At 72.3% G+C, this 24770-nt stretch carries 23 protein-coding genes; 14 read left to right on the plus strand and 9 right to left on the minus strand.

The features are described 5' to 3' along the window. The first annotated feature begins 32 nt into the window (after positions 1-32). From xdhA to apbC, 4 genes are all read left to right on the plus strand, one after another. Positions 33-1511, plus strand: a complete 1479-nt coding sequence (xdhA, locus tag KAK07_RS02335; protein ID WP_210852172.1) for a xanthine dehydrogenase small subunit — start codon at positions 33-35, stop codon at positions 1509-1511. Continuing rightward, entirely contained in the window at positions 1508-3862 is a 2355-nt protein-coding gene (gene xdhB / locus KAK07_RS02340) for a xanthine dehydrogenase molybdopterin binding subunit (RefSeq protein ID WP_210858764.1), read from the plus strand. Before xdhA ends, xdhB begins: the two co-directional genes overlap by 4 nt. 109 nt (positions 3863-3971) lie before the next feature. Then, a complete protein-coding gene (locus tag KAK07_RS02345; RefSeq protein ID WP_210852174.1) occupies positions 3972-4286 on the plus strand; it encodes a WYL domain-containing protein in 315 nt (104 codons plus the stop codon). A gap of 96 nt (positions 4287-4382) precedes the next feature. Then, positions 4383-5474 carry an iron-sulfur cluster carrier protein ApbC gene (gene apbC, locus KAK07_RS02350; RefSeq protein WP_210852175.1) on the plus strand — a complete coding sequence of 364 codons (1092 nt, stop codon included), beginning with the start codon at positions 4383-4385 and terminating at the stop codon, positions 5472-5474. Positions 5475-5493: 19 nt separating this feature from the next. Here the strand turns inward: apbC and KAK07_RS02355 are convergent, their stop codons facing one another. Together KAK07_RS02355 and KAK07_RS02360 are read right to left on the minus strand one after the other, a co-directional pair. Beyond that, on the minus strand, positions 5494-6018 hold the full coding sequence (locus tag KAK07_RS02355; protein WP_210852176.1) for an Mpo1 family 2-hydroxy fatty acid dioxygenase: 525 nt from the start codon (positions 6016-6018) through the stop codon (positions 5494-5496). A 72-nt stretch (positions 6019-6090) separates the two neighbouring features. After that, positions 6091-7128: a 2-dehydropantoate 2-reductase gene (locus KAK07_RS02360; protein WP_210858765.1), complete on the minus strand. Its 1038-nt coding sequence runs from the start codon at positions 7126-7128 to the stop codon at positions 6091-6093. Positions 7129-7167: 39 nt separating this feature from the next. Here KAK07_RS02360 and KAK07_RS02365 point away from each other — a divergent pair, with 39 nt between their 5' ends. From KAK07_RS02365 to KAK07_RS02380, 4 genes are all read left to right on the plus strand, one after another. Beyond that, positions 7168-7701 carry a deoxycytidylate deaminase gene (locus KAK07_RS02365; RefSeq protein WP_310738483.1) on the plus strand — a complete coding sequence of 178 codons (534 nt, stop codon included), beginning with the start codon at positions 7168-7170 and terminating at the stop codon, positions 7699-7701. A 108-nt stretch (positions 7702-7809) separates the two neighbouring features. Further along, on the plus strand, positions 7810-8124 hold the full coding sequence (locus KAK07_RS02370) for a hypothetical protein (protein ID WP_210852179.1): 315 nt from the start codon (positions 7810-7812) through the stop codon (positions 8122-8124). A 112-nt stretch (positions 8125-8236) separates the two neighbouring features. Then, positions 8237-9130 carry a KPN_02809 family neutral zinc metallopeptidase gene (gene ypfJ / locus KAK07_RS02375; protein WP_210858766.1) on the plus strand — a complete coding sequence of 298 codons (894 nt, stop codon included), beginning with the start codon at positions 8237-8239 and terminating at the stop codon, positions 9128-9130. A gap of 37 nt (positions 9131-9167) precedes the next feature. Next, entirely contained in the window at positions 9168-9578 is a 411-nt protein-coding gene (locus KAK07_RS02380) for a DUF1801 domain-containing protein (RefSeq protein WP_210858768.1), read from the plus strand. 34 nt (positions 9579-9612) lie between these two features. Here KAK07_RS02380 and KAK07_RS02385 read toward each other — a convergent pair whose 3' ends face one another. From KAK07_RS02385 to KAK07_RS02400, 4 genes are all read right to left on the minus strand, one after another. Continuing rightward, on the minus strand, positions 9613-9900 hold the full coding sequence (locus tag KAK07_RS02385; protein ID WP_210858770.1) for a hypothetical protein: 288 nt from the start codon (positions 9898-9900) through the stop codon (positions 9613-9615). Between the two features lie 89 nt (positions 9901-9989). Beyond that, complete coding sequence (locus tag KAK07_RS02390) at positions 9990-11144, minus strand: alpha-hydroxy acid oxidase (protein WP_210858772.1); 1155 nt, start codon at positions 11142-11144, stop codon at positions 9990-9992. Positions 11145-11223: 79 nt separating this feature from the next. Further along, the gene (locus tag KAK07_RS02395) at positions 11224-12126 is read right to left on the minus strand and encodes a LysR family transcriptional regulator (RefSeq protein WP_210852184.1); all 903 of its coding nucleotides are present in this window, start codon (positions 12124-12126) and stop codon (positions 11224-11226) included. Between the two features lie 9 nt (positions 12127-12135). Beyond that, positions 12136-12645, minus strand: coding sequence for a hemerythrin domain-containing protein (locus tag KAK07_RS02400; protein ID WP_210858775.1), 510 nt, complete (start codon positions 12643-12645; stop codon positions 12136-12138). A 95-nt stretch (positions 12646-12740) separates the two neighbouring features. Between KAK07_RS02400 and KAK07_RS02405 the strand changes: the two genes are divergently transcribed. Together KAK07_RS02405 and KAK07_RS02410 are read left to right on the plus strand one after the other, a co-directional pair. After that, on the plus strand, positions 12741-13148 hold the full coding sequence (locus KAK07_RS02405) for a YbaN family protein (protein WP_210852186.1): 408 nt from the start codon (positions 12741-12743) through the stop codon (positions 13146-13148). 6 nt (positions 13149-13154) lie between these two features. After that, on the plus strand, positions 13155-15878 hold the full coding sequence (locus KAK07_RS02410) for a serine/threonine-protein kinase (protein WP_210858777.1): 2724 nt from the start codon (positions 13155-13157) through the stop codon (positions 15876-15878). Between the two features lie 103 nt (positions 15879-15981). On the opposite strand, the gene dinB is transcribed toward KAK07_RS02410, so the two are convergent. Both dinB and KAK07_RS02420 read right to left on the minus strand, forming a co-directional pair. Further along, complete coding sequence (gene dinB, locus KAK07_RS02415; RefSeq protein ID WP_210858781.1) at positions 15982-17151, minus strand: DNA polymerase IV; 1170 nt, start codon at positions 17149-17151, stop codon at positions 15982-15984. 56 nt (positions 17152-17207) lie between these two features. Then, positions 17208-18476 (minus strand): glycosyltransferase, encoded by a 1269-nt coding sequence (locus KAK07_RS02420; RefSeq protein WP_210858782.1) that lies wholly within the window; start codon positions 18474-18476, stop codon positions 17208-17210. A 266-nt stretch (positions 18477-18742) separates the two neighbouring features. On the opposite strand from KAK07_RS02420, the gene KAK07_RS02425 reads away from it, so the two are divergent. From KAK07_RS02425 to KAK07_RS02435, 3 genes are all read left to right on the plus strand, one after another. Continuing rightward, on the plus strand, positions 18743-19981 hold the full coding sequence (locus KAK07_RS02425; protein ID WP_210858783.1) for a DUF5666 domain-containing protein: 1239 nt from the start codon (positions 18743-18745) through the stop codon (positions 19979-19981). A 102-nt stretch (positions 19982-20083) separates the two neighbouring features. Then, positions 20084-20968 (plus strand): DUF6502 family protein, encoded by an 885-nt coding sequence (locus tag KAK07_RS02430; RefSeq protein ID WP_210852191.1) that lies wholly within the window; start codon positions 20084-20086, stop codon positions 20966-20968. Positions 20969-20991: 23 nt separating this feature from the next. Beyond that, positions 20992-22167 carry a DUF5666 domain-containing protein gene (locus KAK07_RS02435; protein WP_210858784.1) on the plus strand — a complete coding sequence of 392 codons (1176 nt, stop codon included), beginning with the start codon at positions 20992-20994 and terminating at the stop codon, positions 22165-22167. A gap of 48 nt (positions 22168-22215) precedes the next feature. Here KAK07_RS02435 and argH read toward each other — a convergent pair whose 3' ends face one another. Beyond that, positions 22216-23646 (minus strand): argininosuccinate lyase, encoded by a 1431-nt coding sequence (gene argH / locus KAK07_RS02440; RefSeq protein ID WP_210858785.1) that lies wholly within the window; start codon positions 23644-23646, stop codon positions 22216-22218. A gap of 58 nt (positions 23647-23704) precedes the next feature. Here argH and KAK07_RS02445 point away from each other — a divergent pair, with 58 nt between their 5' ends. Next, a complete protein-coding gene (locus KAK07_RS02445) occupies positions 23705-24769 on the plus strand; it encodes a sensor histidine kinase (protein ID WP_310738484.1) in 1065 nt (354 codons plus the stop codon). The last annotated feature ends 1 nt before the right edge of the window (position 24770 follow it).

Below are 24770 nucleotides of genomic sequence, written 5' to 3' on the forward strand. Positions count from 1 at the left end.
GGTTGATCCTTGTCCTTCGCCGGAGCCGCTGCATGACGCAGGCCACCAATACCGTCCGGGTCGTCATCGACGGCCGCATCGTCGAGGCCCAGGGCCTGCGACGCACCACCACCGTGCTCGACTTCCTGCGCGAACACCAGCACCGCAGCGGCACCAAGGAAGGCTGCGCCGAGGGCGACTGCGGCGCCTGCACCGTGCTGGTGGGCACCCTCAATGCCGCTGGCGACGCGGTGGACTACATCGCGGTGAACAGCTGCATGCAACTGCTGCCCACGCTGGACGGCAAGAGCCTGAAGACCGTCGAGAGCCTCAAACGCCCCGACGGCAGCCTGCACCCGGTGCAGCAGGCGCTGGTCAGCTGTCACGGCACGCAGTGCGGCTTCTGCACCCCGGGCTTCGCGATGAGCCTGGCCGGCCTGATGCAGGTGCTGCCCACGCCCAGCCGCCAGCAGGTCAACGACGCGCTGCAGGGCAACCTGTGCCGCTGCACCGGCTACCGGCCCATCGTCGATGCCGCGCTGGAGGCCAGCGCAGCCGGTGCTGCCGCGCTGAAGCTGGACGACAGCGCCGACCTGCCGCTGCTGCGCCAGATCCGCCGAGACGCCGCCCCGACCTACTCGCTCGACGGCGAGCTGCTGGTGCAGCCGGTGGTGCGCACCCGCAAGGGCAGCAGCTTCACCTCGCCGGCCAACCTGGCCGAGCTGGACAAGGCGCTGCAGGACGCGCCGGGCGCCACGCTGCTGGCCGGCTCCACCGAGATCGGCCTGAAGGTCAACAAGCAGTTCCACCGCCCCGAGCACATCGTCTACCTGGGCAACGTGGCCGAGCTGCAGCAGGTGCAGACCAGCGCCGGCGCCTGGCGCGTGGGTGCGAGCGTGTCGCTGGAGCGCGTGCTGGACCTGGTCAGGACCGACTGGCCCGACTTTGCCGAGGTGCTGCGCCGCTTCGGCTCGCCGCCGATCCGCTCCACCGCCACGCTGGCCGGCAACATCGCCAATGGATCGCCGATCGGGGACAGCATGCCCTGCCTGATGGCACTGGGCGCGACGCTGGTGCTGCGCCGTGCCGGCCGCACCCGGCGCGTGGCGATGGACGCGTTCTACACCGGCATGAAGACCAGCGTGCTCCAGGCGGACGAACTGATCGAGGCGGTGGAGATCCCGCGCCGGCAGGCCGGCGAGGTCTTCGTCGCGCACAAGGTCAGCAAGCGCTTCGACCAGGACATCTCCGCGATCTGCGCCGCGGCGCGCTACACGCTGCAGGACGGGCGCCTGAGCGGCCTGCGTCTGGCGGTCAATGGCGTCACGCCCTTCCCGCAGCGGGTGCCGGCGCTGGAGTCCCTGCTGCAAGGGCGCGCGCCCGACAGCATCACCGCGGCCGAGGTGGACGCCGTGGTGGCCACCGCCTTCCCGGCGCGCGACGGTCTGCGCGGCACCTGGGCCTATCGCTCGCTGGTGGCCCGCAACCTGGTCCTCCGATTCATCGGCAACGAAGAGGCAGCCCTGGCATGAACGCTCCTGAATCCCTGAAGTCGCTGCTGCCCGCCGCCACCGGCCCCTTCTCCGGCAAGGAGGTGGCGCATGAATCGGCCGTGCTGCATGTCAGCGGCGAGGCCACCTTCACCGACGACATCCCGGAGCTGCGCGGCACGCTGTACGCCGCGCTGGTCACCTCGCCGGTGGCGCATGGCCAGCTGACGGGCCCGCACAACGGTGTCGACAAGGCGGCGCTGCTGGCCGAGCACGGCGTGGTGGCGGTCTTCACCGCCGAGGACATCCCCGGCGAGAACAACTGCGGCCCGATCGTCCACGATGACCCCTTCCTGTGCCCGGGCGAGCTGAACTACCTGGGCCAGCCGGTGGCGGTGGTGGTGGCGCGCGAGATGGTCTATGCCCGTGAAGCCGCACGCAAGGCCAGGCTGTCCTTCGAAGAGCTGCCCGCCATCCTGACGATCGAGCAGGCGCTGGAAGCTCAGAGCTGGGTGATGCCCAGCAAGACCGTGGTGCGCGGTGACGCCGCCGCCGCGCTGGCGGCGGCGCCGCATCGCCTTTCGGGCAGCACCCGCACCGGCCAGCAGGAACAGTTCTACCTGGAAGGCCAGGTCAGCTATGCGGTCCCGCGCGAGGACGGCCAGCTCACCATCTACACCAGCAGCCAGCACCCCGAGGGCAACCAGAAGGAGGCCGCCGCGGCGCTGAACCTGCAGACCAAGGATGTCGAGGTCATCTGCCGGCGCATGGGCGGCGGCTTCGGTGGCAAGGAGGGCAATGCCAGCATCTTCTCGCAGAGTGCGGCACTGGCCGCCTTCCTGCTGAAGAAGCCGGTCAAGCTGCGCGCCTGCCGAGACGATGACATGCTGATCACCGGCAAGCGCCACGACTTCCGCATCGACTACGACGTCGGCTTCGACGACACCGGCCGGGTGCTGGGGCTGGATCTGATGCTGGCCTCGCGCTGCGGCCCGACGATGGACTACTCGGGCCCGGTCAACGACCGCGCGCTGCTGCACATCGACAACACCTACTACCTGCCCAACGTCCATGTGGTGGGCCACCGTTGCCGCACCCACACCCAGAGCAGCACCGCCTTCCGCGGCTTCGGCGGTCCGCAGGGCATGTTCGCGATCGAGACCGTGATGGACGAGATCGCCCGCCACCTCGGCAAGGACCCGCTCGAGGTGCGCCGCGCCAATCTGTACCACGCCAGCCCCGACCCGGCCACGCTGACCACGCAGTACGGCCAGCTGATCGAGGACTGGGTGGGCGACCAGGTGATCGCCGAGGTCGAGGCCAAGGCCGACTACGTGGCGCGTCGCGCCGAGGTGGCGGCCTTCAATGCGGCGCACAAGACCACCAAGCGCGGCCTGGCCTTGACGCCGCTCAAGTTCGGCATCAGCTTCACGGCCACGCTGCTCAACCAGGCGGGCGCGCTGGTCAACATCTTCAACGACGGCTCGGTCGCGGTGAACCACGGTGGCACCGAAATGGGGCAGGGCCTGAACACCAAGATCGCGCAGCTGGCGGCGGATGAGCTGGGCATCAGCGTCAGCCGGGTGCGCGTCACTGCCACCGACACGCTGAAGGTGCCCAACGCCTCGGCCACCGCGGCGTCCAGCGGCTTCGACCTGAACGGCGCCGCCACCCGCCACGCCTGCGAGCAGCTGCGCGAGCGCCTGGCGCCGGTGGCTGCCGAGGCCCTGGGCTGCACGGCCGAGCAGGTGGTGTTCGGCGGCGACGGCGTGAGCAGCCCGACCGGCCAGTTCCTGGACTTCAAGACCCTGGCCAACAAGGCCTGGGCGGCGCGCGTGGGCCTGAGCCAGACCGGCTTCTACCGCACGCCCGAGATCGGCTACGACCCGATGAAGCTGCAGGGCCGGGCCTTCTACTACTACTGCTACGGCGCGGCGGTCAGCGAGGTCGAACTGGACCTGCTGACCGGTGAATGGCGGCTGCTGCGCGCCGACATGGTCCACGACGTGGGCCGCTCGATCAACCCGGCGATCGACCGCGGCCAGATCGAGGGCGGCTTCGTCCAGGGCATGGGCTGGTTGACGATGGAGGAGTGCCTGTGGGACGCCAGGGGCAAGCTGCTCACCCACGGCCCCAGCACCTACAAGATCCCGGTGGCCTCCGACATCCCCGAGCAGTTCCATGTCCACCTGTTCGATGGCCGCAACATCAAGCCCACGCCCTTCAACATCAAGGCCACCGGTGAGCCGCCGCTGATGCTGGGGCTGAGCGTGTTCTTCGCGCTGAAGGATGCGGTGGGCGCGGTCAGGCCTGGGTCGACGCCGGTGCCGCTGGTCAGTCCGGCCACACCGGAGCGGCTGCTGCTGGCCGCCCAGGCGCTGCGCCGCGCCTGACCCCCACGATCGCAGGCGTTCTGGGCGCGCGGTAACGCTAGGATGTCAGGCTGCCGGAGGGGTCTTTGCCGGCCTCCTCCTGCCGACCTGCCTGCCCGGAGCCGCCCTTGTGAGCCTGCCCCCCGATCCCAGCGACGATCCCGATTCGCCGTCCGGCGTGCCGCCCGGCGCACGGGCGCTGCAGGCGCGCTGGCGCATCCACTACGAGACCCAGGACGGCGGCGTCAGCGTCCGCACGGTGCAGATCTCGCACCTGCTGGAGCGTGGTCCGCGCCAGCAGATCCTGGCGCACTGCGAGACCCGCGGCAAGGACCGCGCCTTCCGCATCGACCGCATCCGCCGCGCCTACGACCTGGACCGGGCCTGCCGGGTGGACGATCCGCTGGCCGACTTGCGCCGCGCCTGCGAGCAGGACGATCACTGAGCGCTCAAGCGGCGCCGGAGGGCCCGGCGCGGGGCAGGGTATCGGCCCTGGGCTAGACTGCGCCGCGTCCCACCCCATCCACGCTCCGAATTCCCCATGGCACTGACCGAATCCGCCCTGCTCGCCGCACTGCAGACCGTCGTTGATCCCAACACCCAGCAGGACCTGGTCAGCACCCGGCAGCTGAAGAACCTGCGCATCGACGGCACCGACGTGTCCTTCGATGTGGAACTGGGCTACCCGGCCGCCACCCAGATCCCGCCGCTGCGCCAGGCCCTGATCGCCGCCGCGCGTTCGGTGCCGGGCGTGGGTAATGTCAGCGCCAATCTGGCGTTCAAGATCACCGCCCACTCGGTGCAGCGCGGCGTGCCGCTGCTGCCGGGCGTCAAAAACATCATCGCCATCGCCTCGGGCAAGGGCGGTGTGGGCAAGAGCACCACCACCGTCAACCTGGCGCTGGCGCTGGCCGCCGAAGGCGCCCGCGTGGGCATCCTGGACGCCGACATCTACGGCCCCAGCCAACCGATGATGATGGGCATCGACGGCCGCCCGGAAAGCGTGGACGGCAAGTCGATGGAGCCGATGATCGGCCACGGCGTGCAGGTGATGTCGATCGGCTTCATCGTCGAGGCCGACCAGGCGATGATCTGGCGCGGCCCGATGGCCACCCAGGCCCTGGACCAGCTGCTGCGCCAGACCAACTGGCAGGATCTGGACTACCTGCTGGTCGACATGCCGCCGGGCACCGGCGACATCCAGCTCACGCTCAGCCAGCGCGTGCCGCTGACCGGTGCGGTGATCGTCACCACGCCGCAGGACATCGCGCTGCTGGACGCCCGCAAGGGTGTCAGCATGTTCGAGAAGGTGGGCGTGCCCATCATCGGCGTGGTCGAGAACATGGCGGTCTACTGCTGCCCCAACTGCGGCCACACCGAGCACATCTTCGGCCAGGGCGGCGGCATGAAGATGGCGCAGGATTTCAAGATGCCCTACCTGGGCGCGCTGCCGCTGAACCTGTCGATCCGCGAACAGGCCGACAGCGGCCGCCCCACCGTGGTGGCCGACCCCGACGGCGAGATCGCCGGCATCTACCGCAGCGTGGCGCGCCAGGTGGCGGTGGCGGTGGCCAAGAAGGCCAAGGACTACTCGTCGAAGTTCCCGACGATCACGGTCTCCAAGGGCACCTGAGGCCCTGGCGGGGTGCCGCTCAGGCCGGCACCGTCAGATCGCGCAGCCGGGTGGGCCCGGCGGCGCGCTCGATCTGCTCGCGCAGCGGCCGGCAGCGGCCCAGCGCGAACAGCGCCTCGGCGGCCACGAACAGCGGGCCGACCAGCAGCCGGGTGAGGTCGTCGATCGCGTCGGCGCGCCGGCCCTCGTAGTAGTGGCCGGCCCATTGCGCCGACCAGCCCATCAGCAGCGCGCCGACACCCACCACCAGCCACGAGCCGGTGGCCGCCAGCGGGGTGGCCAGCGCCAGCAGCAGGGCGTTGAGCAGGGTGGCCGCCACGCCCAGGCCCACCTGGCCGCGCGACAGGTACCAGGGCGTGGTCAGGCACCACAGTGCCCAGGCGGGGGTCCAGCCGCTGTCCCAGCGTGGGCGTCCGAGCAGCACCCCCAGCGCGAACACCACCAGGGGCACCCCCACGGCATGGGTCAGGATGTTGCGCCGGTCGCGGTGCAGGCGGGCGTACTGCACCAGCAGGTCGGTGGCGGGTTGGAAGACGGTGCGCATGGGTGTCTCCTCGGCGGCTCGAGGCACGATGCCTGGATCGTAGCGGTTCGGCAGGGGCTTGTGCAGGTCGATTCAGGATACGGGGGCCTGCAACGCCTGGCGCAGACCGTCGGCGCTGGGCCATTCGCCCGGTGGCGGCCAGACCCCCACCAGTGACAGCATGCGCTCGTTCAGCGGCGTGGGCACGCCGTGCTCGCGGCCCAGGCGGACCACGGCGCCGCACAGGTCGTCGATCTCGGTGCGCCGGCCCTGGGCCAGATCGTCGGCCATGCTAGAGCGCGCCTGCGGGTCGATCCGCAGCATGCGCCGCGCCAGCAGGCGAAACAGCCAGTCGGGGGCCTCCAGCAGGGCCGGCAGGCGATGCGGCGGCAGCGGCGTCATGCGCGCCGGGGTGATGCCGGCGGCGGCCAGCGCGGCCAGGGCCTCGCGCTGCAGCGCCGCCAGGATGCGGCGGTAGCCGCGGTTCATCAGCTCCGCGCGCAGCGGCAGGCCGGAGAGGGCATTGACCGGGTTGTTCAGGTTCAGCAGCAGCTTGCCCCATTGCACCGGCCGCATGTCGGCGTGGCGCGCCAGTGGCAGGCCGGCGTGCGCGAACAGCGGTGCCAGGCGCTGCACGACGGGCGCGTCCTGGGCGGCCAGCCGCCCCGTGGTGCCGCGGTGCAGGTGGCCCGGCTCCAGTTCGGCCACATTGAACGGCACCATGCCGGTCAGCCAGTCCAGGCGCGGCGCCAGCGCGCGGGCCTGGCCGGCCTGGTCGATGCCGTTCTGCAGGCACAGCACCGGCGAGCCCGGCGGCAGGCGCTGGGCCAGCGCGCGGGCGGCATCGGCGGTGCCGCTGCACTTGACGGTGAGCAGCGTCAGGTCGGGCAGCAGGCCCGAAGGCACGCGCTCGTGCAGGTGCAGCGATTCGGCCGGCAACTCCACCGGTGCGGCCTCGATGTCGGTGGCGCGCAGGCCGTGGCTGCGCAGGGCGTCGAGCATGCGGCCGCGGCCGACGCAGTGCACCACCGCGCCGGCGGCCTGCAGCCGCGCGGCGAGGAAGGCGCCCACGCTGCCGCAGCCCATGACCAGCACGGTGGCAGGTGGAACCGGGTTGTCGTCATCGGCCATGGGCCAAGCGTACCCCGGCCATGGGCTATGCTGGCGGCCGTGAATGACGTGAACAAGGCCCTGATCGACTGGCATTCGATGTTCATGGGCGTGGCCCTGCTGGCCTCGGCCCGGTCCAAGGACGGCCGCACGCGCAATGGCGCCTGCATCGCCAGCACCGACCACCGCATCCTGGGCGTGGGTTACAACGGTCTGCCGCGGGGCTGCTCGGACCAGGACCCGGTCTACTGGTCCGACCAGGACGACGACCCCTTCCTGTCCCGGCACAGCTACGTGGTGCACGCCGAGATGAACGCCATCCTCAACTGCGTGACCCTGCCGCTGACCGGCAGCCGGATCTACACCACGCAGTTTCCCTGCCCGCGCTGCACCCAGTCGATCATCCAGGTCGGCATCACCGAGGTGGTCTGGCTGCGCCGCAAGCCACACCAGCAACGCTCGCAGGAAGCCGCGCTGAAGATGCTGGGCGACGCCGGCGTGCGCATCCTCAGCCTGGCCGAGGCCGACCTGCGCGCCGACGCCTGGGTGCAGGCGCTGGACGGCTACCTGCAGGGCGCGGCGCCCCGGGCCTGAGAGCGGGGAGACGGCCGGCCTTGGCCCGGCTTATCCGGCCTTGGCGGCGGCCTGCGGCGGCGCACCATCGGCAGCCATGCGGTCCCTGCCGACCGCCAGGAGCCTGCGATGCAACCCCACGCCCCCACGCACACCCCCACCCGTCCGCCGGTCGCTCCGGTCAGCCTGAGCCGGGCACCGCTGCTGCCGCGTCGTCTGCCGCTGGCGCGCGGCGCGTCGATGGCCGACCTGCTGCGCTTCCAGGCCCTGATGGCCGGCGAGGGCCAGACCGTCCAGGTGGCGCGCATGTGCTACGACCGCCCCTACGCCTTCGACTGCATCGCCAGTGCCCATGCCAGCGCCAGCGATCCGCTGCGCCGCCTGGCCCTGCACCTGTTCCGCGCTTACGAGCAGGACGCCGACCCGCGGCATCTGCACGCCTGAGTGGCGCCCACGCCGCGACCGGGGGTGATCCGCCCTTGGCGCGCCGGCCCGGGCCTGCGCAGAATGCCGGTGGGGGAGGCCGTCGCCTTCGCCACGGCAGGAGGCAGGCACCATGCGCTGGCAAGGACAACGACAGAGCGACAACATCGACGACCGGCGTGAGGCCGGTCCGGCCGGCGGGGCTGGCCCGGGCCTGCGCCTGGGTGGCGGCCGCGGCCTGGGCCTGGGCACGATCGTCGTGGCCCTGCTGGCCAGCTGGCTGCTGGGCATCAACCCGATGACGGTGCTGGGCGTGCTGGGTGGCGGGGCTGAGCTGCCCGCGGCGGCGCCCGCCACCGGCAACGTCGGCCGACCGAAGGCCGGCGACACCGAGGCCGCGTTCGTGGCGGCCGTGCTGGGCAGCACCGAGGATGTCTGGGGCGGCCTGTTCAAGTCGGCCGGCTCGATCTACGAACCGCCGACGCTGGTGCTGTTCCGCGGCAGCACGCCCACCGCCTGCGGCCGCGGCGAGGCGGCGATGGGGCCGTTCTACTGCCCGGGCGATCGGCAGGTCTACATCGATCTGGCCTTCTACGACACGCTGCGCAGCCGCCTGGGCGCGCCGGGCGACTTCGCCCAGGCCTATGTGATCGCCCACGAGGTGGGCCACCATGTGCAGAACCTGATGGGCGTGACCGACAAGGTCGACGCGATGCGCCGGCGCAAGAGCCCGGCCCAGGCCAATGCGATGTCGGTGCGGGTGGAGCTGCAGGCCGACTGCCTGGCCGGCCTGTGGGCGCGCCAGTCGCAGCAGGCCCAGCGCTGGCTGGACCAGGGCGATATCGAGGAGGCGCTGAACGCCGCCAGCCGCATCGGTGACGACGCGCTGCAGCAGCAGGCGCAGGGCCGCGTGGTCCCCGAGACCTTCACCCACGGCAGCAGCCGCCAGCGGGTGAGCTGGTTCCGCAAGGGCCTGGAAGGCGCGCAGCTGCGCGACTGTGATACGTTCGCAGCCAGGGAGCTGTAAGGGGGCGGATCATCGGCCCCCCTATCGGAGGGCCGCGATGCGGCATGCCGGACGGAGCAAGGCCCTGGTGGCCAGTTGGGTCGATTTCCTGCCGCCGCCGCTGCGCGCGCAGGCCGAGTCGCTGCGCCGGCAGGTGCAGCAGGCCGGCCCCGAGCTGACCGAATCCATCCAATGGGGCAAGCTGGTCTTCTCGATGGACGGCCTGGCGGTCCTGGCCCTGATGCCCGCGCGCGGACACCTGAACCTGCAGATGCTGCAGGGCGGCGCCTGGCCCGAGGCGGTGCTGGCCGAGCGGCCGGCGCTGCGCGGCGCGCGCCAGTGGCGGCTCGATCCCTCCGATGTGGTGGATCCGGTGCTGCTGGAGATGGTGGTGTCGGCGGCCCTGGTGCAGGCCCGCGACCGCGCGGCCGAGCGGCCACCTCGGGTGCCGCGCGAGGATCCGGTCTGAGCAGGCCCGTCAGGGGCCCCGCACCCTGCCGGGATCAGGCGGCGGGCGTGTCCACCGGGCCGCGCAGGTGCAGCCAGTCGCAGCGCAGCGTGCCACGGCGGTGCAGCCGGGCGCGCAGCCCCACGTAGCTGCGCGGCACCAGCAGCGCCAGCGCGCAGGCCACCACGCCCCAGGGTTCGTCCAGCAGCAACTCGGCCGGCGCGCCCAGCCAGCCCATCAGCCACACGGTCAACACACCGTCCCAGGTGTGGAACTCGAGGGGACGCGCGTCCTTGTGGTCGAGCAACCAGTGGTGGATCGCGCTCAGCTGCATCAGCGTCATGGGGCACTCCTTGGCGTGCCACCATGCTCGCGTGGCCGCGCTCGGTGCAAGGACCGGAAAAACGGTCGTCCGAGCGGGCAGTTTGATCCTCAGGCGGTGGGGAAGGAACCCGGCAGCAGAATGTCCCTGCCGACATCCGTGATTCGGGTGTGGCCGCAGAAGGCCATCGTCACGTCCAGCTCCTTGTGGATGATCTGCAGCGCCTTGCTGACGCCTTCCTCGCCCATCGCGCCCAGGCCGTAGACCATCGCCCGGCCGATGTAGGTGCCCTTGGCGCCCAGCGCCCAGGCCTTGAGCACATCCTGCCCGGAACGGATGCCGCCGTCCATGTGCACCTCGATCCGCGAGCCGACCGCGTCGACGATGCGCGGCAGCGCATGGATGCTGGATTCGGCGCCGTCGAGCTGGCGCCCGCCGTGGTTGCTGACGACGATCGCGTCGGCGCCGGACTCCACCGCCAGCTTCGCGTCCACCTCGTCCATGATGCCCTTGAGGATCAGCTTGCCGCCCCACTGCTGCTTGACCCACTCGATGTCGGGCCAGGACAGGCGCGGGTCGAACTGCTCGTTGGTCCAGGAGGCCAGCGAGTTCATGTCGGTGACCGCCTTGACATGCCCCACCAGATTGCCGAAGGTGCGGCGTTTCGTGCCGGCCATGCCCAGGCACCAGCGCGGCTTGGTCATCAGGTTGATGATGTTGGCCAGGGTGGGCCGCGGCGGGGCGGTCAGGCCGTTCTTCAGGTCCTTGTGGCGCTGGCCGATGACCTGCAGGTCCAGCGTCAGCACCAGCGCCGAGCAGCCGGCGTCCTTGGCGCGGCCGATCATGCGGGCCATGGCCTCGCGGTCGCGCATCATGTAGAGCTGGAACCAGAAGGGCGCCGTGGTGTGGGCGCGGATGTCCTCGATCGAGCAGATGCTCATCGTCGACAGCGTGAACGGGATGCCGAACTTCTCGGCCGCCTTGGCCGCCAGGATCTCGCCGTCGGCGTGCTGCATGCCGGTCAGGCCCACCGGGGCGATCGCCACCGGCATCTTCACCGCCTGGCCGACCATGGTGGTGGCGGTGCTGCGGTTCTCCATGTTGACGGCCACGCGCTGGCGGAACTTGATCGGCTGGAAATCGCTCTCGTTGGCGCGGTAGGTGCCCTCGGTCCACGAGCCGGAATCGGCGTAGTCGTAGAACATCCGCGGCACCCGCTGCTTGGCCAGCAGGCGCAGGTCTTCAATCGTCGTGATCACCGGCATGTCGTGTGTCTCCTGTGGGCCGGGATGCTAGCGGCAGCGGCCCGGGCAGGCGCCGGAAAAGTTTTCGGGGCGGACCGGATCAGCTGGTCAGCGCCGCGCCCTGGGCCACCGCGTCGGCGGCGGCGCGGCTGACCCAGTCGGCCACCAGCAGCACCGCGGCGTCTTCGTTGCAGCGCGCCAGACGGTAGGCGAAGGCCGAGACGCTGCCCGGGGTCCGGCCGGCGCCCAGCAGCGGCTGCAGGCGACCGGCGCGCAGCCAGGCGCGGGCGATCGACGGCCGCGCCAGCGCCACGCCCTGGCCGCAGGCGGCGGCTTCCAGCGTCATCCCCAGGTCGACCAGTCGCGGGCCGCGGTCGGGCTCGGGCCAGTCCAGGCCCTGGGCGCGGAACCAGGGCAGCCAGGGCTCGGCCGGGGTGCGCAGCATCGGCAGCGTGCGCAGCAGTTCGATCGAGGCGGCACTGTCCGCCAGCAGCGCCGGGCTGACCAGCGGCAGCACCGGGTCGTGCATCAGCAGCTCACCCTCGTCGGTGGCCAGGTAGCGCACCTCCAGGTCGGGGTCGCTCAGCGGGCCCTCGAGGTAGGGCACGGTCAGCGTGATCTCGAGCTCGATGTCGTCGTGGACGCTGGTGAAGTCGGGCAGCGCCGGCACCAGCACCTCGCGCGCGAAGGTGGGTGGCGACGACAGGCGCACCTTCTGCCGCCGCTGCGCGCTGCGCCGGTGCAGCGGCACCGCGGACAGCAGCGTCAGCGCGGCGCGCACCTGCTCGAGGTACTCCTTGCCCACCGCGCTGAGCGACAGCGCCTTCGGGCCGCGCAACAGCAGCGGTGTGCCCAGCAGGTCTTCGAGCGAGGCGATGCGCTTGCCGATGGCGCTGGCGGTGACCGACAGCTCGTCGGCGGCGCGTTCGAAGGTGCCCAGTCGCGCGGCAGCCTCGAAGGCGCGCAGCGCGTCGATCGAGGGCAGGCGCAGGTCGTCGGCCATGCGGGCGGGTCAGGCCGCGGCAGGCTGCTCGGCGGGCGTGGTCGAGCAGCTGCTGCCGCCGCAGCCGGTCTGCGCTTCCTCCGCCACCGGCGGCCGGGCCATCAGGCCGGTGGCCGGGTCGAAGCCGACCTGCTGCAGGTGCGAGGCCAGCGCGGCATCCATGCTCTGGGCGTGCTGGACGAACCACTTGGCCAGCTCGGGCAGCACGCGCGTGAGCGGGCCGAAGTCCTGTTCGTCCTGGGCCAGCCGGGTCACCTCCTGCATCAGCTCCAGCACCTGGGCGTGCTGGTAGCTGTGGCAGTTCTCGGGGGCGAAGCCGGACGCCGCCATCCAGCGGTCTTCCTGGCCGAAGTGGCCCACGGTGTGCTCGACCAGCTGCCGGTAGGCCGCCAGGCCCTCGGCCGGCGAGCGGGCCAGGGCGTCTTCGGCGGCGGCCAGCAGATCGACGAACTCCAGGTGGGTCTGGTCCATCTCGGGGTGGTCGAGGGCGATCTCGGGACTCCAGTGCAGCGAGGCCATGGCAGCGGGTTCAGGCAGTCGGAATGGCGCCGATTGTCGCCCAGGCGCGGTGGCGGCGGTGTGCGCTGGCTCAGGGGCGGCTACCATCGGCGGCGATGTCTGCTCCACCCGTCACCCCCCCGGTCACGACCTCTCGCTGGCCCTGGGCGCGGCCACTGTGGCTGCTGGCGGGCGTGCTGGCCCTGTTGACCGGCATCGTCGGGATCTTCCTGCCGCTGCTGCCCACCACCCCCTTCGTGCTGCTGGCGGCGGCCTGTTTCGCCCGCGGCAGCGCGCGCTGGGAGGCCTGGCTGCTGGGCCACCCGCGCTGGGGCCCGATCGTGCGGGACTGGCGCACCCATCGGGCGGTGCCACTGCGCGCCAAGCAGCTGGCCACCGGCATGATGACCGCCAGCAGCCTGTGGGCGCTGTGGGCCTTGCCCACGCCCTGGTGCTGGGTGCCGGCGGTCTGCTGCAGCGCCGTGGCCGCCTGGATGTGGTCGCTGCCGACCCGGCAGCGCTGAGCACCGATGGCGCCGCGGTCCACCCCCTGGAGCGGCCTGGATGCACCGTCCTGGCAGCGCCTGCGCAGCCTGCTCGACCAGGCCTTGGCCCTGCCGGTGCCGGACCGCACGGCCTGGCTGGCGGCGCTGCCAGCCGACGCCGCCGACCTGCGCGAGCCGCTGCAGCGGCTGCTCACCCTGGGGGACGATGAGGCCGATCGGCTGAACGCGCTGCCGAGCCTGGCTGCGGCCGGCCCGGAACCGCTGGCCAGCGGGGACCTGGTCGGCCCCTACCGGCTGCTGCGGCCCCTGGGGCAGGGCGGCATGGCCGAGGTCTGGCTGGCCGAGCACCTGCAACTGCTGCAGGGGCGGCAGGTGGCCTTGAAGCTGCCCTTCGCCCAGAGCTGGCGCAGTGGCCTGGCCGAGCGCTTTGCGCGCGAGCGGGCGATCCTGGCCACGCTGGCGCACCCCAACATCGCCCGCCTGTATGACGCCGGCGTGGACGACCGGGGGCGGCCCTGGCTGGCGCTGGAGCTGGTGCAGGGCCAGCCGCTGGACCTGCACTGCCAGCAGGCCGGCCTGGATGTGCCGGCGCGCATCGGCCTGATGCTGCAGGTGATGGACGCGGTGGCCTATGCGCATGCCAGCCTGGTGGTGCACCGCGACCTCAAGCCCGGCAACATCCTGGTCAGCGCCGAGGGCCAGGTGCGGCTGCTGGACTTCGGCATCGCGCGGCTGCTGGAGGATGGCGTGGCCGAGGACAGCGAGCTCACCCGCGAGCTGGGTCGCGCGCTCACCGTGCCCTACGCAGCGCCCGAGCAGCTCTCGGGCGGCGCGATCGGCACCGCGGCCGATGTCTACTCGCTGGGCGTGGTGCTGTTCGAGCTGCTGTGCGGCAGCCGCCCCTACCGGCTGGACCGCGGCACGCGGGGTGAGCTGGAGCAGGCGGTGCTGCACGGCGAGCCCCGGCGCGCCAGCGAGGCCGCCGCCACCCCGGCGCTGCGACGTGCCCTGCGCGGCGACCTGGACACCATCCTGGCCACGGCGCTGCAAAAGGATCCCCGGCAGCGCTACGCCAGCGTCGACGCCTTCGCCGACGACCTGCACCGCCACCTGCAGCACCTGCCGCTGCGGGCCCGGCCCGAGCCCTGGTGGGTGCTGCTGCGCAAGGCGGTGTGGCGGCACCGGGTGGCCTCCGCCGCGGTGGCGGCCACCACGCTGGCGGTGCTGGGCGGCGCCGGTGCCGCCTGGTGGCAGGCCGAGGAGGCCCGCGCCCAGCGCGACGCCGCGCTGGCGGCGCGCGAGCGTGCCGACCGCGAGGCCGAGTCCGCCCGCCGCGCCGAGCACCTGGCAGCGGCCCAGGCCGATCTCTCCAGCTTCGTGCTGTCCGATTTCGCCGGCCGCCATGCCGACGAGGAGATGGTCAAGCAGCTCGAAAGCGCGCTGCTGATGGTGCGTGCCCAGTACCGCGACGATCCGGGCCTGCGCGGCGCCTTGCTGCTGGGCGTGGGTGAGCAGTTCCGCTGGATTTCGGAGCAGGGCCGTGCCAACGAGGTGTTCGATGAGGCGGCGCCGCTGCTGCAGCAGCATGGTGACGCCGGTGCGCTGGCGCAGCTGATGTGCATCCGCGCCGCCATGCAGGCCATGGCCGGCCAGTCAGAGGCCGCGCAGGCGCTGCTGAAGCAGGCCCAGGCGCTGAATCCCCAGCAGTCCACGGGCCAGCTCACGGCGCAGGCCGAGTGCCTGCTGGAGGAAGCGCTGATGGCGCGCATCGCCGGTCAGCCCGGCCAGGCGGTGGCGCTGATCGGCCAGGCGCTGGACCTGCAGCAACGCGCCGGCCTGGCCCGGCGCGAGGCGCACTCCGAGGCCCTGAATGCACTGGCCCGGGCCCAGCTGGAGGCCGGCCAGCATGCCGACGCGGTGCACAGCACCCGGCGCAGCATCGCGCTGCTGGACGACATCGGCCGCGCCAACACGCCCGGTCTGCGCAATGCCTGGGGGGTGCTGGCCAGCGCGCTGCGCGAGGGGGGCCAGGCCCGGCAGGCCGAGGCGGCGCACCGCGGCGAGGGCCGCTTCAGCGCCGATGAGGGCAGCCAGCCGCTGCCGGTGCGCATGGAGCTGGCGGTGACCTGGTCGGCCCTGGGCCAATGGCGGCGAGCGGCCCAGGCGCTGGAGCAGCTGGCCGACGAGGCCCTGCGCCAGGAGGCGCCTGGCAATGCGCGCTTCTCGCTGGTGTATGCGGGCCGGGCGCGGCTGGCGCTGGGCGAGGTGGCGGCGGCACGCCGTGACCTGGCGCGCGCCGAGGTGCTGGTGGCCGCCGCCCGCCGGGCCGGCCGTCCGCAGGCGCGCTCGGTGCTGATGCTGGCCATCGATGTGGCGCTGGCCGAGGGCCAGCTGGACCAGGCCCAGGCCCTGCTGGACGAGACCGCAACGCTGCTGCAACGCACCGCCGCGACCACGCCCCATGTGTGGAGTCCCTGGCACCGTTCGCGCGCGGCGCTGGCCTGGCGCCGTGGCGACCTGGACCAGGCGCTGCAGGCCGCCGAGACCGTGCTGGAGCTGGCGCGCGCGCACGCCATCGATGCGCAGGCCAGCGTGGGCATCGCCGAAGGCCTGTGGCTGCGCGCCCAGCTGCGCCAGGCGCGCGGCGACACCCCGGGCGCCCGCGAGGACGCCCGCCTGGCGAGGCAGCACCTGGAGGCCGCGGCCGGCCCGGCGCACCCGCTGATCCCGGTGATCGAGCGGCTGTGAGGGCCTGGCTGGCTCTGGTTCTGGACCCGGTGCAGGGGCGGCCGCGGCGGGGTCGGCCGGGCGGGTGTGGGCGACAGCCCCCAAGGCCCTGGCGATCAGGCGATCAGGCCGCGCCGCTGCGCCCGGGCGCGCCCTTGGGCGGCCGCTCCAGCTTCGCGACCCGCACCCCCAGCAGGCGCAGGCGCCTGGACAGGTCGACCCGCTTCAGGCACAGGCCGGCGGCGTGGCGGATGGCGGCGGCGTCGCAGGTGGGCTCAGGCAAGGTCAGGTCGCGGGTGACGGTGCGGAAGTCGTCGAAGCGCAGCTTGATGCCCACGGTGCGGCCGGTGTAGCCCTTGCGGGCCAGGTCGGCCGCCACCTGTTCGCACAGCTGGGTGAAGATGCGGCTCAGCACGGTGCGGTCGCGCACCGCGTGCAGGTCGCGCTCGAAGGTGGTCTCGCGGCTCATCGACACCGGCTCGCTGTCGGTGACCAGCGGGCGATCATCGCGGCCGTGGGCGGCCTCATGCAGCCAGGCACCGTAGGAGCGCCCGAAGCGGGCGACCAGGTCGGCGCGCGGATGGGCGGCGAGCTGGCCGATGGTCTCGATGCCCATGGCCTGCAGCCGCGCGCCGGCCTTGGGGCCGATGCCGTTGATGCGCCGCACCGGCAGCGGCCAGATGCGGTCGGGCAGTTCGTCGGCCATCAGCAGCGTCAGGCCGTCGGGCTTGTCCAGTTCGGAGGCGATCTTGGACAGCAGCTTGTTGGGCGTCACGCCGATCGAGCAGGTCAGGCCGGTGGCGCGCCGCACGTTGTTCTTGATCTCGCGCGCCAGCGCGCGCACGCCGCCCAGCGGGTCGTGGCCCACCGTCTCCTGGGCACCGGGGACCTGGGTCAGGTCGATGTAGATCTCGTCGATGCCGCGGTCCTCGATCACCGGCGCGAGCTCGGCCACGGCGGCCTTGAAGCGGCGCGAGCAGGCCCGGTAGAGCTCGAAATCGACCGGCAGCAACACGGCCTCGGGGGCGCGCTGGGCCGCCTTCATCATGCCCATCGCCGAGTGCAGGCCGCGCGCCCGGGCCTCGTAGGTGGCGGTGGTGATGACGCCGCGGCCGGTGTAGTCGCCCAGGCGGGCGAAGCGCCACTGGCCGTCGGGGCCGCGCTCGGGCTGGTGGCGCCGGCCACCGCCGATGACCACCGGCTGGCCGCGCAGCTCGGGGTAGCGCAGCAACTCGCAGGACGCATAGAAGGCGTCCATGTCGAGGTGGGCGATCAGGCGGCGCGGCGGCGACATGGTGGAGGCTGTATGGATCTCCAGTGTAGCCAGTGCGCTGGCCGGCGGGTGCGGGGTCAGCGCAGCGCCGCCTCGACGACGTCGGCGGCGGCAGCGGTGGCCTGATCACCCGGCGGCAGGGTGGCCGCGACGGCCCGGCAGTGCGCCCGCAGCGCGCGGTCGGCCAGCATGGCCTGCATCTGGCGGACCAGTCCGGGCAGGCTGGTCGATGGCGGCACGACCCGGGCGACGCCCCGGCGCTGCAGCCGCGCGGCATTGTCGGCATGGTCGAAGGCCCAGGGCACCAGCAGCTGCGGCACGCCGGCGGCCAGCGCCAGCGCGGTGGTGCCAACGCCCGGATGGCTGACCACCAGGTCGGTGTGGGGCAGCACCGCGCGCAACGGCAGGTCCACCGCCTGGCGGCAGTCGCCCGGCCAGGCGACACCGGCCGGCGCCGGGCCCAGCAGCAGCAGTGGCCGGCCCAGGCGTTCGGCCGCCCAGGCCAGGCGTTGCTGCCAGGCGCCGGCCTGCCACATGGCGGTGCCGGCCAGTCCCACGATCGGCCGGCGCTCGGCCAGCCAGTCGACCCAGGCGGGTGGCAGCGGGGTGCCGGCGGCGTGGCCGTCGAACAGCGGAAAGCCGGTGCAGTGCAGGCGCTGTGTCCAGGGCGGCCCGGCCCAGCCGTCGGGGAACATGCCCAGCAGCGGCCCCGGGCTGGACAGGCCGCGGCTGATCAGCTGGCGCGCGGGCTGCGCCGGCAGACCCCAGGCCTGCCGCAGCGCTGACCAGCCGGGGTCCAGCTGGGGGTCCAGCCAGCGGCGCTCTGCCCATCGCCAGGCCGGGGCGCGCCAGGCGGCGGGCCATGCGCGCAGCCAGCCGGCCCCGGGCAGGCGGGGAAAGTCGTGCGGGTTGAACAGCCAGGCGGGCGCGCCATGGGCGGTGATCCAGCGCAACTGCCAGCGCTCGGCGGCCAGCCGGGCACCCAGCGCCAGCGTGCTGCCCAGCAGCAGCGGGCGCGCGCCGGCCTGCACCAGCGGGTCCAGGGCGGCCAGCGTGGCCTGTGCCGCGCTCAGGGCCATCGGCCACAAGCTGTCCAGCGCACGGGCGGGCTGCCACAGCGCGGGGTCGGCCAGCAGGGCCTGCTCCTGCTCGGGGCTGAGCAGCGGCGCCACCGACAGCCCCAGCGCCGACAGCCGTGGCTGCTGCGAGGCCGGGCACAGCATCTGCACGCGCCGGCCCCGGGCCTGCAGTGCCAGGGCCACCGCGGCCAGCGGCAGCACATCGCCGCCGGAACCGACGGCCACCACCACGACCTCGGGCGGCCGGTCGGCGCGGGGCGATGTCATGGGGCGGGACCGCTCATGCGGCGATTGTAGGAACCCCGAGCGCGGGGCGAGGGGGCGGTGCTGCGCCACCAAAGACCCTGTGCTGATATGGGTTTTGGTCAAAAGCTCTTGAAAAGTGCAATCAGCACATTTATTATTCAACCACGCTGATTCACAGCGCCACCACCGGCCCTCGGGCCGGATCCAGGTTCAGGCATCGGGCAGGGATGCAGGAATCACCAATCGGCCAGCGCGCCCCGCAGGTGCTCTGGCATGAGGAGTGACTCATGGTCCGCATCGCAACCCGTTCTTCCGTTCCTGCCGCTTCTCGCCGGCAGTTCCTGGGCCGTCTCAGCGCCCTCACCCTCAGCCTGGGCCTGGCGGCCTGCGGTGGTGGCGGCGGCGGCGGTGGCACCGACGACTCCGGCCACAACGGCGGCTCCAATTCCGCCGTGTCGTTCACCTCGGGCGTGATCAGCGGCTTCGGCTCGATCATCGTCAACGGCGTGCGCTTCGACGACAGCGCCGCCACCGTGCTCGATGACAAGGGCGGCCGCCTCTCCCGCGACGATCTGCACCTGGGCAGCCAGGTCGAGATCGAGGGCGGCTCGATCGACCGCAACAGCGGCCGTGCGACGGCGCTGACCATCCGCATCGGCAGCGAGCTCAAGGGCCGCGTGACAGCGGTCAACCTGGGCGCCCAGAGCATCAGCATGCTGGGGCAGACCGTGCTGGTCACGTCGAACACGGTGTTCGACGACAGCCTGGGCGGCGGCTTCTCGGCGATCAGCGTGGGGCAGCTGCTGGAGGTGCATGCGCGCTTCGATGCCACGCAGGGCGCCTATGTGGCCAGCCGGATCGAGCGCGAAAGCAGCAGCAGCGAGTTCAAGCTGCGCGGCGTGGTGGCCGACCTCGACACCACGGCCATGACCTTCCGCATCGGCAGTGCCGTCATCAACTACGCCTCGGTCACGGCCGTCCCGGCCACTCTGGCCAACGGCGCCTGGATCCGGGTGCGGGTGCAGCCGACCCAGGTGGCCGGCCAATGGGTGGCCACCGCGCTGGAGGATGGCCGCCGCAGCTCGGGCGATGACCGCTCCGAATCCGAAGTGCGGGGCTTCATCACCGCCTGGACCTCGGCCACGCGCTTCAGCGTCGATGGCACGCCGGTGAACGCCGACAGTGCCGAGTTCAAGGACGGCCGCTCGGTCATCGTGCTGGGCGCCTTTGTCGAGGTCGAAGGTGCGCTGCGCGACGGCGTGCTGGTGGCCCGCGAGGTCAAGCTGGAAGACAGCGATGACAGCCACCACAGCGAGGACTTTGAACTGCACGGCCAGATCTCCGGTCTGAACACCGCGGCCAAGCGCTTCACCCTGCGCGGCGTGACCGTCGACTACAGCCAGGTCGCCGAATGGCGCGACCTGAGCGAAGCCTCGCTGGCCGATGGCCTGAGCGTCGAGGTCAAGGGCGGGCTGTCGCCAGACGGCAACACCCTGATGGCCTCGCGCATCTCGCGCGAAGACTGAGCCCGGGGCCTTTTCTCCTCGGTGGGATAGCCCCATGCCGCCCGGGGATCTGTGTGTAAATCGCACATTTCCTCGGGCGAAGCGGTAAGATCGCACTCGTCCATGAGCCAGGAAATCCCCGACGAACTGCCGGCCGACCAGCAGGCCATGCTGGAGGCGGCCAACGCCACGCTGCTGCCGCTGGCCCGGCTGGCGGTCGCCCGCGGCGTGCACTTCGGCGTCATCGAGGAGCGGCTCAAGCAGGCCTTCGTGCAGGCCGCCCGCGAGGCCAATCCCGGCACGCAGCCGCACCGCCAGGTCAGCCGCGTCAGCGCCACCACCGGCATCAACCGGCGCGAGGTCACCCGTCTGATCCACGGCCATCTGCAGCAGGCCCGGCCGCGCCGTCCGGTGGCGGCCGAGATCTACCTGCACTGGCAGATCGACCCCGACTACCGCGACAGCCAGGGCCAGCCGGCCACGCTGCCCCGCCAGGGCGCCAAGCCCAGCTTCGAGACCCTGGCGCGCGAGATCACCTCCGACGTGCACCCGCGCAGCCTGCTCGACGACATGGTGCGCCTGGGCTACTGCCGGCTGGTCGATGACGGCGCGCGGGTGGCCTTCGAGCGCGACGGCGCGGTGCCGGCCAACGACCTGCCGCGCCTGATCCGCGTGCTCGGCGACAACGTCGGTGCGCACTTCATGGCCGCGGTCGAGAACGCGCTGCGTGACGACAAGCCCTTCTTCGAGCGGGCCCTGGTGGCCCACGAGGTGCCGCAGTCGGCCGTGCCCGAGGTCAAGCGCCTGGTGTCCGAACACTGGGCCGAGTTCCGGGGCCGCGTGGTGCCGGCGCTCGAACGCCTGATCGAGGAAGGCGCCGACAGCGACGAGCCGCGGCGACGCCTGCTGCTGGGCATCTACCACCATGACGCGACCGAGACGCCCCCGCCGGCGCCCGCTACCATGCCCTCGGAGCCGCCCGCCGATCCATCGGCCCCGGCGCGCTGAGGCATCGCCCAGAAAGTCCGACCATGAACCTTCTTCATCCCTCCCCGTTGCGCCGCGCGCTGGCCGTGGCGCTGGGCAGCCTGGCGCTGCTGGTGGCCTGCGGCGGCGGTGTCTCCGAACAGGGCACCGGTGCGCCCCCGCAGGTGTATGCCTCCGGGCCGATCAGCGGCTTCGGCTCGGTCATCGTCAATGGCGTGCGCTATGACGACACCGGCGTCACCGCCAAGGACGACAGCGGCGCCAACGTGGACCTGCTGCTGGGCATGGTGGTGCAGATCGACGGTGAAAACCTCGACCGCAGCACCACACCGCTGCCCACTGCCACCGCCAAGGCGATCACCGTGGTCAGCGAACTGCTGGGCCGGGTGGATGCGCGCGACGACGTGGCCGGCACACTGACCATCCTGGGCCAGACCGTGTCCATCCTGCCGACGCCGGCCACCGACCGTGCCGTGGCGGTGGGTGATCTGGTCGAGGTCTACGGCCTGTACGACGTCTCCAACCAGCGCTACACCGCCACCCGCATCCAGCACCGCTCCGGCGTCAGCGCGCTGCGGCTGCATGGCAAGGTGGGCAGCGTGGGCAGCAACAGCTTCACCGTGGGCGGCGCCACGATCCGCTTCACCACCGCGCCCGACGGCCTGGCGGTGGGCGCCGTGATGCGCCTGAAGCTGGCCACCTCGCCGGTGGCTGCCAACACCTGGACGCTGCAGAGCGCGCAAGCCTCCACCACCAGGGTGCCGGCCGACGACACCGAGGTCGAGGTCGAGGGCGTGATCTCCAGCTACACCTCGCTGTCCAGCCTGGTGGTGCAGGGCATCACCGTCGACGCCAGCGGCGCCGCGCTCAGCGGCGGCACCACGCTGGCGGCGGGCGTCACCATCGAGGCCGAGGGCGTGATGCAGGGCGGCGTGTTGCGCGCCACCAAGGTCGAGATCAAGAAGGCCGAGGACGGCGGTGGCGGCGGCGGTACCGAGCCGGTCGAGGTGGAAATCACCAGCGCCATCGCCAGCGTCAACGCGGCCAGCAAGACCCTGGTGCTGAACAAGGGCTCGCAGAAGGTCGACTACTCGGCGGCCACCTTCCGCGGCGGTCTGACGGCGGCCCAACTGGTGGCCGGGCTGCGCATCGAGGTCAAGGGCGTGCTGTCCACCGATGGCACGACGGTGCTGGCCTCGGAGATCAAGGCCGACAACTGATCGCCTGATGCCCCGGCCCGTGTGCCGGGGCCGGCGCGCCGACCGGGCTCAGCCCAGGCGGGCCTGGTGCCGGGCGATCTGGGCGCGCGCCTGCTCGGGCGCGGTGCCGCCCAGCGTGCGGCGCGCGTCCATCGAGCCGCGCAGCGTCAGCACCTCGAACACATCCTCGCCGATGCGGGCATCAAAGCCCTGCAGCGTGGCCAGCGGCAGGTCGGCCAGGTCCAGGCCGGCGCGCAGGCCTTCCTTCACCGCATGGGCCACGACCTCGTGGGCATCGCGGAAGGGCAGGCCCTTCTTGACCAGGTAGTCGGCCAGGTCGGTGGCGGTGGCGTAGCCGCGCAGCGCGGCGGCCTGCATGGCCTCGGCCTTCACGGTGAGTCCACCGCTGCGCGAGCCATCGGCCGCCACCTCGCCGCCCACCATCTCGGCCATGATGCGCAGCGTGTCCTTGACCGTGTCGACGGTGTCGAACAGCGGTTCCTTGTCTTCCTGGTTGTCCTTGTTGTAGGCCAGCGGCTGGCCCTTCATCAGCGTGATCAGGCCCATCAGGTGGCCCACCACGCGGCCGCTCTTGCCGCGCGCCAGCTCGGCCACGTCGGGGTTGCGCTTCTGCGGCATGATCGACGAGCCGGTGCAGTAGCGGTCGCTGAGGTTGATGAAGCCGAAGTTCTGGCTCATCCACAGCACGATTTCTTCCGCCAGGCGCGAGACGTGCACCATCACCAGGCTGGCGAAGGCGGTGAACTCGATCGTGAAGTCGCGGTCGCTGACGGCGTCCAGGCTGTTCTGGCAGACGGCTTCAAAACCCAGCGTGCGCGCCACGCGCTCGCGGTCCAGCGGGTAGCTGGTGCCGGCCAGCGCGGCGGCGCCCAGCGGCAGGCGGTTGACCCGCTTGCGCAGGTCGGCCAGGCGCTCGGCGTCGCGGGCGAACATCTCCACATAGGCCAGCAGATGGTGCGCAAAGCTCACCGGCTGGGCCACCTGCAGGTGGGTGAAGCCGGGCATCACGGTCTCGGTGTTCTGCGCGGCCACCGCCACCAGGGCGCGCTGCATGTCGGCCAGCAGCTCGGCGATCTGGTCGATCTCGCCGCGCAGCCACAGGCGCACGTCGGTGGCCACCTGGTCGTTGCGGCTGCGGCCGGTGTGCAGGCGCTTGCCGGCGTCGCCCACCAGCTGGGTCAGGCGGGCCTCGATGTTGAGGTGCACATCTTCCAGCTCGAGCTTCCATTCGAAGGCGCCGGAGCCGATCTCGGCGCGGATCTGCGCCATGCCGCGCTGGATGTCGGCCAGGTCCTGGGCGCCGATCACGCCCTGGGCGGCCAGCATCTCGGCGTGCGCCAGGCTGCCCTCGATGTCGGCGGCCCACAGGCGCTTGTCGAAGAACACGCTGGAGGTGTAGCGCTTGACCAGCTCGCTCATCGGCTCCGAGAACAGGGCCGACCAGGCCTGGGATTTCTTGTCGAGTTGGTTGCCGCTCATCGTGCCACGGGGGGTTCGGGGAAAACGCGCATTCTACGAACCGGGCGAGAATCCGCGCGTGAGCACCGCCCCCGACACCGGCCAGAGCACGCTGTTCGACGACCTGCGCGACGCGGTCGAGGCCGGTGTCAGCGCCGCCGAGCCGGCCGCGCTGGCGCCGCTGTGCCGGGTGGGCATGGTGCTGCGCGCGCTGCTGGTGGCGATTGCGGTGACGGCGATCGGCCTGGCCTTCAGCCACGCCCGCCTGCTGGACTGGGCGCTGGCCATGGGCACCTGGGCCACCTGGGTGGTGCCGTCAGCGCTGCTGTGGCTGTTGCTGGCCTGCGCGGCCGGCCAGGGGCTGGCGCGGCGCTGGCCGGCCTGGGTGGCGCCGGTGCAGGCGCTGGCCGGCGCGGTGGCCGCGGCGCTGGTGTGGCAGCTGCTGGACCACTGGCGCCTGGCGCCGCGCCCGGCTTCCTGGCTGGCGCCGGCGCTGGCCGGCGGCGCGCTGGCCCTGCTGATGGTGCGCACCGTGCGCTGGCGCGAGCGGGCCCGGCTGCCGGCCACCGCGGCGGCCCAGCTGGCCGACCTGCAGACCCGCATCCGTCCGCACTTCCTGTTCAACACGCTGAACACCGCGATCGCGCTGGTGCAACACGACCCGCGCCGCGCCGAGGAGGTGCTGGAAGACCTGGCCGAGCTGTTCCGTGCCACGCTGGGCACGCTGAACCGGGCCTCCACGCTGGCCGAGGAGGCCGAGCTGGCGCGGCGCTACCTGTCGATCGAGGAGCTGCGCTTCGGCGCCCGGCTGACGGTGCGCTGGGACCTGGACCCCAACGCCGCGTCGGCCCGCCTGCCGACGCTGGCACTGCAGCCGTTGGTCGAGAACGCGGTGCGCCACGGGGTGGAGCCCGCCGCGCGCGGTGGCACGATCGAGGTGCGCAGCCGCCGCCGCCGCGACCGCGTGCTGCTGTCGGTCACCAACACCGTGCCGCTGGAGGCGGCGCCGCGCCCTGGCCACGGCATCGGCCTGGCCAGCGTGCGCGAGCGCCTGCGCCTGCTTCACGACCTGGACGCCGACGTGCACAGCGGCATCATCGAGGATGGCCGCTGGCGCGTGAGCCTGTCGCTGCCGGCCGAGTGAC

This window comes from Ideonella alba (assembly GCF_018069875.1).
GTDB classification, from domain to species: Bacteria; Pseudomonadota; Gammaproteobacteria; order Burkholderiales; family Burkholderiaceae_C; genus Ideonella; species Ideonella alba.